9 protein-coding genes and 1 tRNA gene are annotated in these 12,566 nt (G+C 69.8%); 7 read left to right on the top strand and 3 right to left on the bottom strand.

Going from position 1 to position 12,566, the window contains the following annotated elements; all coding sequences use genetic code 11:
- Positions 1-52 precede the first annotated feature (52 nt).
- From D9C15_RS16345 to D9C15_RS16320, 6 genes are read left to right on the top strand one after another with little or no spacing between them, the layout of a single operon-like run.
- Positions 53-802, top strand: coding sequence for an SDR family NAD(P)-dependent oxidoreductase (locus D9C15_RS16345; RefSeq protein ID WP_127999123.1), 750 nt, complete (start codon positions 53-55; stop codon positions 800-802).
- A 28-nt stretch (positions 803-830) separates the two neighbouring features.
- A complete protein-coding gene (locus D9C15_RS16340) occupies positions 831-1,820 on the top strand; it encodes a TRAP transporter substrate-binding protein (protein WP_127999121.1) in 990 nt (329 codons plus the stop codon).
- Positions 1,821-1,866: 46 nt separating this feature from the next.
- The gene (locus D9C15_RS16335) at positions 1,867-2,376 is read left to right on the top strand and encodes a TRAP transporter small permease (RefSeq protein ID WP_127999119.1); all 510 of its coding nucleotides are present in this window, start codon (positions 1,867-1,869) and stop codon (positions 2,374-2,376) included.
- A gap of 16 nt (positions 2,377-2,392) precedes the next feature.
- On the top strand, positions 2,393-3,652 hold the full coding sequence (locus D9C15_RS16330) for a TRAP transporter large permease (protein WP_127999117.1): 1,260 nt from the start codon (positions 2,393-2,395) through the stop codon (positions 3,650-3,652).
- A 31-nt stretch (positions 3,653-3,683) separates the two neighbouring features.
- Positions 3,684-4,550, top strand: coding sequence for a transketolase (locus D9C15_RS16325; RefSeq protein ID WP_127999115.1), 867 nt, complete (start codon positions 3,684-3,686; stop codon positions 4,548-4,550).
- Positions 4,547-5,557, top strand: a complete 1,011-nt coding sequence (locus tag D9C15_RS16320; protein ID WP_127999113.1) for a transketolase family protein — start codon at positions 4,547-4,549, stop codon at positions 5,555-5,557. The genes D9C15_RS16325 and D9C15_RS16320 overlap by 4 nt, the downstream gene beginning before the upstream one ends.
- A gap of 395 nt (positions 5,558-5,952) precedes the next feature.
- Here D9C15_RS16320 and D9C15_RS16315 read toward each other — a convergent pair whose 3' ends face one another.
- Positions 5,953-6,753, bottom strand: a complete 801-nt coding sequence (locus D9C15_RS16315) for a hypothetical protein (protein WP_127999111.1) — start codon at positions 6,751-6,753, stop codon at positions 5,953-5,955.
- Positions 6,754-7,119: 366 nt separating this feature from the next.
- Between D9C15_RS16315 and D9C15_RS16310 the strand changes: the two genes are divergently transcribed.
- Positions 7,120-7,207 (top strand) — tRNA-Ser (locus D9C15_RS16310).
- A 61-nt stretch (positions 7,208-7,268) separates the two neighbouring features.
- On the opposite strand, the gene D9C15_RS16305 is transcribed toward D9C15_RS16310, so the two are convergent.
- The gene (locus D9C15_RS16305; RefSeq protein ID WP_127999109.1) at positions 7,269-8,156 is read right to left on the bottom strand and encodes a DMT family transporter; all 888 of its coding nucleotides are present in this window, start codon (positions 8,154-8,156) and stop codon (positions 7,269-7,271) included.
- Between the two features lie 70 nt (positions 8,157-8,226).
- Positions 8,227-12,534, bottom strand: a complete 4,308-nt coding sequence (locus D9C15_RS16300) for a beta strand repeat-containing protein (RefSeq protein WP_127999107.1) — start codon at positions 12,532-12,534, stop codon at positions 8,227-8,229.
- Between the last annotated feature and the right edge of the window lie 32 nt (positions 12,535-12,566).

Below are 12,566 nucleotides of genomic sequence, written 5' to 3'. Positions count from 1 at the left end.
GCACGTCCGGCGCCGAACATGCCTCCATCAACCCACGCATGGAGACGACGAAATGCTGCTCAAGGACAAGGTCGCGGTGATCACCGGCGGAGCCGGGCTCAACGGACTCGGCTACGCGACGGCGCGCCAGATGGCCGCGCAGGGCGCCACGGTGGTGATCCTCGACCTGGCCCGTGCCGAACCGGCCGCAGCGGCCGCACGCCTGGGCGACGGCCACCTCGGGCTGGTCGCCGACGTGACCGACAAGGCTGCCTGCGAGGCCGCTGCAGCCGCGGTGCTGAAGGCCTTCGGCCGCATCGACGTCCTGGTCAACAACGCCGGCATCACGCAGCCGGTGAAGACGCTGGACATCACCGGCGCCGACTACGACCGCATCCTCGACGTGAACCTTCGCGGCACGCTGTACATGTCGCAGGCCGTGCTGCCGGCAATGCGCACGCAGAAGAACGGTTCGATCGTCTGCATTTCGTCGGTCTCCGCGCAGCGCGGCGGTGGCATCTTCGGCGGGCCGCACTACTCGGCCGCGAAGGCTGGCGTGCTTGGCCTGGCGCGTGCGATGGCGCGCGAATTCGGCATCGAAGGCATCCGCGTCAACAGCATCACCCCGGGACTGATCGAGACCGACATCACCCAGGGCAAGCTGACTCCGGAGAAGAAGGCCGAGATCGCCGAGACGATTCCCCTCGCCCGACTGGGCGCCGCCTCCGACGTCGCCGGCGCCTGCGTGTTCCTCGCCAGCGACCTTTCCGCCTACTGCACCGGCATCACGCTCGACGTGAACGGCGGCATGTTGATCCACTGAATCCAACCAACCACCCGGAGACAAGACCATGCAACGCAAGACCTTCATCCGTACGCTGCTCGCCATCGCGGCCGCGGCCACGCCGCCGCTCGCCGTCCAGGCCCAGGCGATCAAGCTGACGCTCGGCCACGGCGCCGCCCCCGGCAATCCGCGCCACGAGGCGTCCCTGAAGTTCGCCGAGGTGCTCAAGGCGAAGAGCAACGGCCGCATCGAGGTGCAAGTGGCGCCGTCGGCGCAGCTCGGCGACGACGCCGCGATGGTGACTGCGCTGCGCACCGGCGCGCTGGACCTGAGCGCGAACTCGCAGGGCGCCGTCGCCAACGCGGTTCCCGAGTACGCGGCGTTCGGCATGCCCTTCCTGTTCTCGAGCGCCGCCGCGGCGTTCCAGCTGCTCGACGGCCCGCTCGGCAAGGAGCTCGCCGAGCGGTCGGCCGACAAGGGTCTGATCGCGCTCGGCTACTGGGACAACGGCATCCGCCAGATGACCACCAGCAAGCGCCCGGTCAGCAAGGTCGAGGACCTGAAGGGCCTGAAGATGCGCACGCCGCCCGACACGGTTCTCGTGGACGTCATGCAGGCGCTGGGCGCCGAGGCGCAGCAGATCAAGTTCGCCGAGTTGTATGTCGCCCTGCAGCAGGGCGTGGTCGACGGGCAGGAGAACCCGGTCGTGAACGTGCACGCCAGCAAGCTCTACGAGGTGCAGAAGCACCTCGCGCTGACGAACCACCAGTTCCAGATGACGCCGTTCCTGATGAGCAAGCGCTCCTGGGACAGGCTCTCCGACGCCGACAAGAAGGCTGTGCAGGAAGCCGCCGCCGAGGCCACTGCACTGCAGCGCAAGCTCTCGCAGGAGTCGGAGGAGAAGCTGCTCGCCGACCTCAAGGCCAAGGGCGTGCAGGTGACGACCGTCGACAAGGCGGCCTTCGCCAAGGCCACCGCGCCGGTCACCGACAAGTGGCAGGCCGGCCCGATCGGCCCCTACGTGAAGAAGGTCATCGCCGCGGCGCAGGCCAAGTGAGTGCGTGACCTTGGGGCGCGCTTCGCGCCCCGTCCGGAGACAAACCATGAATGTGATCGAACGCGCCGTTGGCGGCCTCTGCCAGGCGGTGCTGTGGGTGAGCACGTCGGTGATCTTCCTGATCCTGTGCGGCAACACCGTGTTGCGCTACGCCACCGGCTCGAGCCTGCAGTGGGGCAACGAGGTGCCCGAGCTGCTGTTCCCGTGGATGGTGATGGCGGGCGTGGTGCTGGCCGCCCAGCACGGGGCACACATCACGACGACCTTCCTGATGGAGAAGCTGCCGTTCGCGGTGTGCCGTCCGCTGTCGGCGCTCGCGTGGCTCGTCGTCGCGGCGCTCTATGCCGTGCTCGCCGTCGCGACCTTGCGCATGCTCGAGATCGTGCACGACGAGAAGTCGCCGATCCTGCAGGTGCCCGGCTCGGTGACCTACGCCTGCGTGATGGGCGGCATGGCGATGCTCGCGGTGCTCGCGCTGTTCTCGGCGTGGCGCGCGTGGAACACGACCGAGCAACCCGCTGCCGTCGGCGCTGAAGTGCCGCAGGCGCACTGGTGAGACCAAGGAGAACGACATGACGGCATTGATCCTGTTCGTCTTCCTCGGCGCCGCAACGCTCGCGATCCCGATCGCCCATGCGCTGCTGGTCGCCGCGATGGCAGCGGCGGCGACCTCCGACAAGGTGCCGCTCGACCTGCTCGTGCAGCAGATGGTCGCGCAGGTGCAGAGCTTTCCGCTCATCGCGATCCCGTTCTTCATGCTCACCGGTACGCTGATGATGGGAGGCAAGCTGGGCGAGGCGTTGATCGGCGTGCTCTCCACCCTGATCGGCCGCTTCCACGGCGGCCCGGGGCAGGTGGGCGTGCTGTCGTCGACGATCTTCGGCGGGGTCTCGGGGTCGGCGGTGGCCGACGCCTCGGCGATCGGCTCGCTGCTGATCCCCTGGCAGAAGCGGCTCGGCTATCCGCCGGCGTTCTCGGCGGCGACGCTCGCCGCCGCGGCGACGATCGACATCCTGATCCCGCCCTCGATCCCGATGATCCTGTTCGCGCTGGTCAGCAACACGTCGATCGCGTCGCTGTTCGTCGCCGGCATCCTGCCCGGTCTGATGATGTGCGGCGGCTTCATGGCGGTGTGCTGGTGGGTCGGGCGGCGGCGCAACTTTCCGCGCGAGACGCGGCCGCTGGACTGGGCGGCGTTCCGCAAGCAACTCGTGTACGCCGCGCCGGCGCTGGTGCTGCCGGTGCTGATCGTCGTGATGCTGCGTTTCGGGTTCGCCACACCCACCGAGGTGGCGGTGCTGTCGACCCTGTTCGCCGGCCTGGTATCGGCGCTGGTCTACCGCGACCTCGGCATCAAGCGGCTGCACAGGGCGATCGTTCACGCGGGGCTCGCGACCGGCGTCGTGCTGCTCGTCATCATGGCCTCGGCGGCGATCGGCTGGCTGCTGACCTTCGACCGCATGCCCGACGGCATCGTGGCTTGGGCGAAGGACAACCTGTCCAGCGGCTGGTCGGTGATCCTGATGATGAACCTGCTGATGCTCGTCTGCGGCATGTTCATCGACCTGCCCGCGGCCGTGCTGCTGCTGACGCCGGTGTTCGTGCCGCTCGCCAACTCGATCGGCATGGACCTGACCCAGCTCGGGATCGTGATGACCATCAACCTGGCGATCGGGCTGTACACCCCGCCGGTCGGGACGACGCTGTTCATCACCAGCGCGCTCGCCAAGGTCAAGGTCGGCCAGACGGTGCGCGAGCTCGGCCCGTTCTACCTGGTCGCATTCCTGATCCTGGCGCTGTACTCGTACGTGCCTGCGTTCACCTTCAAGTGAGCCCTCTGTCCGACAACCCAAGGAGCCATCCGTGACGACCACCAACAACCAGCTCGCCGGCCTCGCGCAGCGCGCCTACCGCATTCGGCGCTTCGCGCTGCGCATGGGCGAGGTCCAGGGCCAGGGCTACATCGGCCAGGCGCTCGGCTGGGCCGACGTTCTCGCGACTGCCTACTGCCATGCGATGAACCTGCGCCCGCAGGAGCCCGAATGGGAGGGTCGCGACCGCTTCCTGCTCTCGCATGGGCACTACGCGATCGCGCACTACGCGGCGCTGATCGAGGCCGGCGTCATCGCCGAGAGCGAGCTCGAGACCTACGGCAGCGACGACAGCCGCCTGCCGATGTCGGGCATGGCGACCTACACACCCGGCATGGAGATCTCGGGCGGCTCGCTCGGCCAGGGGCTGATCATTGGCGTGGGCATCGCGCTCGCGCTGAAGCAGAAGAAGAATCCGGCCTTCGTCTACAACTCGATGTCCGACGGCGAGCTCGACGAAGGCTCCACGTGGGAAGCCGCGATGTCGGCCGCACACCACAAGCTGGACAACCTGATCTGCCTGGTGGACGTCAACAACCAGCAGGCCGACGGTCCGTCGGGCAAGGTGCTGGGGTTCGAGCCCCTTCTCGACAAGTGGGCTGCCTTCGGCTGGCACGTCCAGCGTGTGAACGGCAACGACCTTGCCGCTGTCGTCGAGGCCTTTGACACGGCGCGGCTGCTGAAGGATGCGAAGCCGCGCGTGATCGTCTTCGACACGCTGATGGGCAAGGGCGTGCCCTTCCTCGAGCAGCGCGAGAAGAACCACTTCATCCGCGTCGACCCGACCGAGTGGCAGAAGGCCCTCGAGATCCTGGACCAGTCCCAGCCCTACGTGCAACCTGAAGGAGCCCCGGCATGAGCACCGCCGCCGCAGACAAGAAACCGCGCCTGACCACTTCGGCGATGATCGCCTCGATCGCCTCCGAGGGCCAGAAGGTCAAGGCCGCGCCATTCGGAAAGGCGCTCGTCGCCTACGCCGCGGACCGGCCGGATGTCGTCGGCCTCACGGCCGACCTCGCCAAGTACACCGACCTGCACCTGTTTGCGCAGGCGTACCCCGAGCGCTTCTTTCAGATGGGCATGGCCGAGCAGCTGCTGATGGGCGCCGCCGGTGGCATGGCCAAGGAGGGCCTGGTCCCCTTCGCGACGACCTACGCCGCGTTCGGCACGCGTCGCGCGTTCGACTTCATCCACCAGGTGATCGCCGAGGAGGACCTGAACGTCAAGATCTGCTGCGCCTTGCCGGGCCTGACCACGGGTTACGGCCCGAGCCATGCCGCGATCGAGGACGTCGCGCTGATGCGTGGCGTTCCCGGCCTGACCATCGTCGATCCCTGCGATGCGCTGGACATCGAACAGGCCGTCCCGCAGATCGCGGAGCACAAGGGCCCGGTCTACATGCGCCTCCTCCGCGGCAACGTGCCGCTGGTGCTCGACGAGATCGAGGGCTACCGATTCGAGCTGGGGAAGGCCAAGCTGCTGCGCGACGGCGGCGACGTGCTGGTCATCTCCAGCGGCCTGATGACGATGCGGGCGCTGGAGGCGGCGAAGGATCTGGCCAGAGACCATGTCGATGTTGCAGTGCTGCATTGCCCCACCATCAAGCCGCTGGACGAGATGGCGATCGTCGAGAACGTGCGCTACAAGCACCGCCTGGTGGTCGTGGCCGAGAACCACTCGGTAATTGGAGGGCTCGGCGAGGCGGTTGCAAGCGCACTGTTGCGACACCGCGTGCAGCCCGCCGGCTTCCAGCTGGCCGGGCTGCCCGATGCGTTTCTCGATGCGGGCGCGCTTCCGACGCTGCACGACCGCTACGGCATCAGCCGCGAGAGCCTGGGCGCTCGCATCAAGGACTGGCTTCGTTGAGCCGGTTGCAGCGCACGACCAAACGAGTCGACGCCGCTGCCATGGGGCCCGTTGTCGGGGCAGAGGGCACTGCCGAATGTGCGGTCATGCGGGAGCGACCGGTTCGCGACGCGCTGTTGGGGGCACCGGATGTCGCTGATGGGTCGGCAGCACGCATTCAATCCGTGCGTGCGAACGTTGCTCATCGGTCCAGGGTGGCCGCCCAGGCTCCGAGAGGCCGATCCGCTCGGGCACTCGCCTGCGCAGCCCGCCCCAGCCACCACCAGCAGCCTCGATCCAGCCGCAGTCCTTCGTCGACACGAGCCCGCACGACGGGCCGCTGTCGAGACTGCTCCGGCCCCTGCCCCGGCCCGATGCCCACCTCGACGGTGCACCCCACCGCCGAAGCAGCCGCACTACGGCGTGACCTGGAACTCCCGCTCCGGGCTCGGCTCGCGAATGCCCGCCGCCTCGATGTAGAGCACGTACGGGCCCGGCACGTCGGGGGCCTTCATCTTCACGTCGTTCGCGCCCTTGTTGCGGAACGCGGCACTGGGCAGTGCCCAGCCTTTCGGGCCGCTGCCCCTGAACTCGACGATCACGCGCGTGTTGTCCCAGCGCTTGTTCTTGAGGCTCCAGCGGGCAGGTGTCCACACCTTGAAGAGCATCGGCCCGCCCGGCGCAACCCTCGGCGGCACGCCATCGAAGACGAACCGTTCGTTCCCCTTGCCGCCGCCGATCTCGATGTCCTTGGTGACTATCACTTCGCCGGGGGCCTCGTCGGGCTTGGTCCCGGTCGGCGGAACACTCGGGTCCGGTCGCTTCACTTCGCCGGCCGTCTTGCCGATGGCCAGCTCGATCAGCTTGACGAAGCCCTTCTCCAGCCCCTTGTTGGCGAGTTCATCGAGCGCCGCGTGCAGCCCCTCCTTGAACTTCTTGTCGGAGACGAAGGGCTGGATCCTGTTCAGCCCGTTGCGGAGCACCGCCACGAGCGGATCGCGGCGCTGCTTCTCGCCGATCCGCGTGACCACCGCGGCCAGCTGCTCGGCACCCTTGAGCTGGGTCTTCTCGAAGGCGGCCCTGGCCTTTGCGATCTCGTCGTCGGTCGGCTCGCCGGGCTTGGCGGCGTTGCCCCCAGCCGGGATCTTCGGCCGCAGGTTCGGCGGCAGGCCGCCGGTGCCGAGCGGATCGCGCCGCATGCGCAGGCTGTCCGGCACCGAGCCCGCGGGCGGCTTCGGCGCGCCCTGGCTCGGCGCCGGCGGGCGCTGCGCGGGCAGTTCCTCGCGGGGCTCGACGCCCGGCGCACGGATGGGGCCGGTGGGCTGCCTGGGGCCGGCCTTCGCCTGCCCCGGCAAACCACGCCGAGGCGGCGGCAGACCAAGAAAGGAGAGAAGTGAACCCGTCACATCGCACCTCCAGTCGCATCAATGCCGAGTGCCGCGCCGCGCGGACCACGACGCTTGGATGGTGCTGGATTGCGCGCCGCCGACATCCCTAGGTTCTTGCGGCACCGCTGTCGCGGACTTCGATCAGCGTCGCGTCAGGTCGCCCGAGGACAACCGCTCGATAGAATCCCCCGCACGGGAAGCGTGGCAGAGTGGTCGATTGCACCGGTCTTGAAAACCGGCGACGGGCAACCGTCCGTGAGTTCGAATCTCACCGCTTCCGCCAGCGCTGGGCCGACCGCGCCAGTCCCATCACCGCGACCGTCGGCGCCATCGATTCGTCTGCGTCATCTGCGTGTGGCGAGCCAGATACTCGGCAGGATCAGTGCCGCGCCGACGACGTGGTAGCCGCGCGGCGGCTCGCCGAGCAGGGCCCAGGCGAGCAGCGCGGCATACAGCGGCGCCAGGTAGAGCATCAGGCCGGTGCGTGCCGCGCCCAGCTCGCGCTGCACGATGGCGTAGGCGGTGTACGAGAGCGCGCCGGGCAGCAGCGCAGCCAAGACAACGAGCAGCGCGGCACGGGCGCTCCACGGCGGCTGCGGTGCAGCCCAGGCCTCGAGCAGCGTGAAGGGCAGCAGCACCAGCACCCCGCCGGCCACGACGGCGGCGGTGCGCGCTGCCGGCGGAAGCACCGACTTCCAGCGCTGCGAGAGCACCGAATAGGCAATCCACGAGACCGACGCGGCCACGATCCACGCATCGCCGAGCGCAAAGCGCACGGCGATCAGGTTGCCGACGTCGCCGCGGGCGATCACGTACAGGACACCGGCCACGGCGAGTGCGGCGCCGAGCCGCTGTGCCGCGGACATGCGCTCGTGCAGCAGCCGCACGCCGCAGACCGCGATGCCCACCGGCGCCACGGCGTAGATCAGCGCGATGTTCAGCGCGCTCGTGGTCCGCGCGCCGATGTAGACGAAGGCTCCGCAGATCCACATGCCGAGCCCGCCGAGCACGAGCAGCTGCGGCCATTCGCGCAGCCAGCCGCGCGGCTCGCGCACCAGCGCGCGCCAGCTGAAGGGCAGCAGCAGCAGCAGCGCCAGGGTCCAGCGCAGCAGCGCCAGCAGGTGCGGTGCGATCACGCCGTCGGCGGCGCGGGCGATCAGGTAGTTCGACGACCACAGCGCGGGTGTGACCCACAGCAGCAGCCAGGCGAGGCGGTGCGGTTCGGAGACCATCGGGTGTCCATTGTCGGAGGTCGGCGCGGGGCAGGTCGCACCGACCGGCCACGGCCAACGGCACCCGGCTTCAGATCACCACGAAGTCTGCATAGCTCAGCGTCGGCGCGCCGGTCAGCACCGCGACTGCGATCGGCGCCGCCGCACTGCCCGAGCCGTCCGCGTCGTAGGCGAGCGTGCCGGTCGTCGTGTTGTAGAGCACGTAGTCGTTCGCGTCGGCCGCCGTGCCGGTGCTGCTGGCGCGGAAGTTGGCCACGGCGAGCGCGCCGGTGGCGCCCAGTTGCGCAAAGACTGCGTTGTCCAGCGCGATGCCGTCGTCGACCGCCACGAAGTCGACGATCGTGTCCAGGTTGGTGGCCGCGTTGGGCACGGTCTCGAACACGAAGCCGTCCGCGCCGCTGCCGCCGGTCAGCGTGTCGTTGCCGAGCCCGCCGGCGAGCGTGTCGTTGCCGCCCTGCCCACGCAGCGCGTTCGCGCCGCTGCTGCCGATCAGCCGGTCGCCGTAGGCCGAGCCGGTCAGGTTCTCGATCGAGACCAATCGGTCGCTGCCGGAGCCGCCAGTCGCCTGCGCCGTGGTGAGCGCGAGGTTGAGCGTCACGCCGGCACTCGAGTCGTACTCGTACGAGACCGTGTCGGTGCCGCTGCCGCCGCTCAGCACGTTGTTGCCGGCGCCGGCGTAGAGGAGGTTGCTCAGCGTGTTGCCGCTCAGGTCGGCGCTGCCGGTCGTGCGGATGCGCCCGTTCTCGACGTTGCTGCCCAGCGTGCAGCTGGCGAGGTAGCTGTAGACGGTGTCGATGCCGCCTGCCGCCGCGGCATTGGTCTCGCTGACCACGTCGCCGCTGCTGTCGACGTAGTAGGTGTCGGCCCCGTCGCCGCCGGCCATCGTGTCGGCCCCGCCCAGGCCGTTGATCGCATTGGCACCGGCATTGCCGGTCAGCACGTCGCCGTAGCCCGAGCCGGTGAGGTTCTCGACGTTCAGGACCACGTCGCTGCCCGAGCCGCCGGTGGCCTGCGCGGTGGTGATCGCCAGGCTGACGGTGACGCCGGCGAACGCGCCGTACTGGTACGAGACGGTGTCGGTGCCGGCGGCGCCGTCGAGCGTGCTGTTGCCGGTGCCGGCATACAGCACGTTGCCGAGCCCGTTGCCCGTGAGCGACGCGGCGCTCGCGGTCGTGATGCGGCCGTTCTCGACGTTGGCGCCGAGTGTGTAGCTCGCCAGGCTGCTGTACACCAGGTCCGTGCCGCCCGCGGCCGCTGCGTTGGTCTCGACCACCAGGTCGCCAGCCTCGCGCACCTGGTAGGTGTCGGCACCGTCGCCGCCGCTCAGCGTGTCCGCGCCGCCGGCGCCGTCGAGCACGTTCGCGCCGGCGTTGCCGGTGAGCGAGTCGTTGTAGTTCGAGCCGGTCAGGTTCTCGATGTTCAGCAGCGTGTCGCTGCCCGAGCCGCCGGTGGCCTGCGCGGTGCCGAGCGCGAGGTTGACCGTCACGCCGGCGCTGGCCGCGTCGGCGTAGACGTAGGTCACGGTGTCGACACCGCCCGCCCCGTCGAGGCGGTTGTTGCCGGTACCGGCCACCAGCGTGTTGTTGCCGGCGTTGCCGGTCAGGTCCGCGGCCGTGGCCACGCGGATCCAGCCGGATTCGATGTTCGCGCCCAGCGTGTACGCGACGGCCGTGCTGTACACGAGGTCGGAACCGCCGGTGGCGATGTCGACGTTCGACTCGACCACCGCGTCGCCGGCCGCGTCGACCCAGTAGGTGTCGTTGCCGTCACCTCCGGTCAGCGTGTCATTGCCGGCGCGCCCGTCCAGCAGGTTGACGCCGGCGTGGCCCGTGAGGCGGTCGGCGAAGCCGGAACCGTGCAGGAACTCGATGTTCAGCAGCGTGTCCGAGCCCGAGCCGCCGGTGGCCTGTGCGGTCGTCACGCTCAGGTCGACCGTGACCCCTGCGGTCGAACGCACGTAGTCGACCGTGTCGATGCCGTCCGCCCCGTCGAGCCGGTTGTTGCCCGGGCCCGCGAAGAGGACGTTGGAGCCGGCGTTGCCGGCCAGGTCCGCGGCGCCGTCGAGGGTGATCAAGGCGTCCTCGACGTTCGCGGTCAGCGTGTACGCGGTCGCCGCGCTGTAGACGACGTCGGTGCCGCCGGTGGACAGGTTGGCATTGGTCTCGACGATCACGTCCGCGGCGGTGTCCACGAAGTACGTGTCGGAGCCATCCCCGCCGACCAGGGTGTCGGCCCCGGCCGCGCCGTTCAGCCAGTTCATGCCGGCGTTGCCGCTCAGGCTGTCGTCGAAGGACGAGCCGGTCAGTTTCTCGATGTTCAGCAGCGTGTCCGTGCCCGAGCCGCCGGTGACCTGCGCGGTCGTGACGGCCAGGCTGACGGTGACGCCGGCGTCGGCGCCGAGGGCGTAGGACACCTCGTCGAATCCGCCGGCCCCGTCGATGCGGTCCTCGTACCAGCCGGCGTAGATCACGTTGCCTTGCCCGTTGCCGGTGACGGCGCTCGGCAGAAGGATCCAGGCGTCCTCGACGTAGTCCGGCAAGGTGTAGGCTGCCGTCGCGATCCTGACGAGATCGCGCCCGCCGCCGCTCTCCTCGGTGAGCATGTCGCCCGCGCTGTCCACCACGTAGGTGTCGTCGCCCGCACCGCCCTGCAGCGTGTCGTTGCCTGCGCCGCCGTCGAGCACGTTGGACGCGAGGTTGCCGATCAGCACGTTGTGGCTGGCGTTGCCGGTGAGGTTCAGGGCCCGCGTGCTGCTCAAACGGGCGTACTCGATGTTCTCGGACAGGCGCAGGTCGAGCGAGATCGTGCCGGAGGTCAGCATGTCCGTGCCCTCTCCCGGCAACTCCAGCGCCACGTCGGCCACGCTGTCGACCTGGTGCGTGTCGTCGCCCGGGCCGCCCACCGTCAGGTCGGCGCCCGCATCGCCGCTCAGGGTGTCGTGGCCGGCGCCGCCCGACAGCTCGTCGCCGCCGCCGCCGCCGCGCAGCTGGTCGTGGCCGTCGCCGCCGTCGATCAGATCGTTCCCTGCGCCGCCGCGCAGCGTGTCGTTTCCGGCCTGGCCGGCGATCGTGTCGGAACCCGCCGCACCGTTGAGGGTGTCATGGCCGTACCCGCCCGCCAGGCTGTCGCCCCACAGCGTGCCGACGAGCTGGTCGGCCAGGGTGGTGCCGCGCAGCGTGACCGCGGCCTCGCGCGGGTCGAAGACCTGGCCGCGGATGCCCGAGGCGGAGCCGTCGGTGTTCGTCCCCCAGTCGGTCCAGCCGACGACGAAGCGGCCATCGGCCAGCGTCGCCACCGAGACATTGGCCTGGTCCCCCACCACGCTCGTGTTGACCAGGAACTCGATGCCGTTGCGGCTGCCGTCCGGGTTGAACACCTGGGCCCGGATCGCGCGGCCCGAGTCATCGAGGCCTGCCGCGCTGGCGTCTTCCCAGGCGACGACGAAGCGGCCGTCGTGCAAGGCCGCCGCCGCCGGGACCTGCTGGTCGGCGAGGGCCGTCGTGTTGACGAGGAAGCTCTCGCCCGAACGGCTGCCGTCGTCGCGGAACAGCTGGCCGCGCACGGACCGGCCCGACCCGTCGCCTTCCAGGTCGGTCCAGGTCAGCAGGAAGCGGCCATCCTGCAGCGCGGTGACCTCGGGGTCGGCCATGCCGGTGGTGCTCGGGAGCACGAACTCGCTGCCGGCCTTGACACCCTCGCCGATGAAGACCTGCCCGCGCAGCAGCGGCACGCTCCCGCCGGCATCCTGCCAGGTCACGACGAAGCGCCCGTCGGCCAGCGCGGTCACCGCCGGGTCGCCCTGCGCGCCCGCCGTGGTGGTGTTGACCAGAAATTCCGGGCCGAGCGTGCGGCCGGCGGGGTCGAGGATGCGCCCGCGGATCGCATCGCCCGAGCTGTCGCCGCCGGTCTGGCTGCCGTCCACCCACACACAGACGAGACGGCCGTCGTCCAGCGTCGCGAGCTGCGGCTGCGTCTGCGCCCCGGCGGTCGCCGCGTTGACGAGGAACTCCGGGCCTGAGCGTGCACCGCTGGCGTCGAAGTACTGCGCCCTCAGGGCCGACAAGTACGGATCGTCGGCCGACAGGCTCTGGTCGGCCCAGGCGACCACGAAGCCGCCGTCGGCCAGCGCCGCCACGGTCGGCATGTCCTGCGCGTTGGCGGTGGTCAGGTTGACGACGAACTCGACGGCGCCCGACCCATCGGCGCCGAACAGGCGTCCACGCACGGCGCGCGTGCCGTCGGGGGCGCTGTAGCTGTCGTCTTCCCACACGGCGACGAAGCGGCCGTCGGCCAGCGCCGCGATCGCGGGAAACTGCTGGTAGTAGAGCGTGGTCGTGTTGACCAGGAACTCGCTGCCCCAGGGAATCGGTGTGCTCATGGTCGCCTGTCTCCGTCCGTGCGCTTCTCGGC

It is taken from the genome of Piscinibacter defluvii (genome assembly GCF_004011805.1).
GTDB classification, from domain to species: Bacteria; Pseudomonadota; Gammaproteobacteria; order Burkholderiales; family Burkholderiaceae_C; genus Piscinibacter; species Piscinibacter defluvii.
This window is presented reverse-complemented; position numbering and strand designations above follow the sequence as displayed.